1 protein-coding gene is annotated in these 705 nt (G+C 42.7%); it reads left to right on the top strand.

Annotated elements, in window-relative coordinates:
• Nucleotides 1-144: 144 nt before the first annotated feature.
• A partial coding sequence (locus tag KCG35_RS25900) for a hypothetical protein (RefSeq protein WP_215822790.1) occupies nt 145-705 on the top strand: 561 nt, incomplete at its 3' end.

Genomic DNA, 705 nt, shown 5'->3' with positions numbered 1-705 from the left:
TGGCAGGGAGAGAGGTTCAGAAGACTGGACTACAGGTATGGCTCCATTTCTTCGCCTAGCAAAGAACGATCAACACGATACCTGCAGACCAGTAATGGTGTAGTATATCGTGCTTCTACTTTAATGGCGACTAGATGACGACTTGTGTTGATTACCCCAATTCCCCATGTGATAACGTTTGTTCAGGCTCTTAACGATACCCTTACCGTTTCTTTTCAATCGTCAGGGTTAAGTCGAATTCAGCGTCGTTGGTTAGTGATTATGCTGATGGGTATTGGTGTTACTGGCGTATTTTGTTGGGCTGCTTTTGAACGATGTAGCTTAGGAGCCTTTAAACAGGATCAGTTACGTTGGATGTTTTACCATAGCAAGATGGCCTGGTCATCATTGTTGCAAGCCAGTGTCAGACTGATATTGAATCACTATCGTCTATCGAGTGGTGTGCTCATTTTTGACGACAGTGATCGATTGCGTTCCAAGAATACACGACATATTAAGGGTGTACATAAAATAAAAGATAAAAAATCGGGAGGCTATGCTCAAGGGCAAGAGCTTGTGTTTATGCTACTTGTGACACCAATGGTGACCTTGCCGATTGATTTTCGTTTTTATGTACCTGATCCAGCGTTGAGTGCTTGGCGTAAGCAAAATAAAGCCTTAAAGAGGCTGGGTATTCCTGGAAAAGAAAGACCTAAAAAACCTAAA

It is taken from the genome of Zooshikella harenae (assembly GCF_018837975.1).
GTDB lineage: Bacteria > Pseudomonadota > Gammaproteobacteria > Pseudomonadales > Zooshikellaceae > Zooshikella > Zooshikella harenae.
Note: the sequence above shows the minus strand (reverse complement) of the source record. Positions and strands in the feature narration are given on the sequence as shown.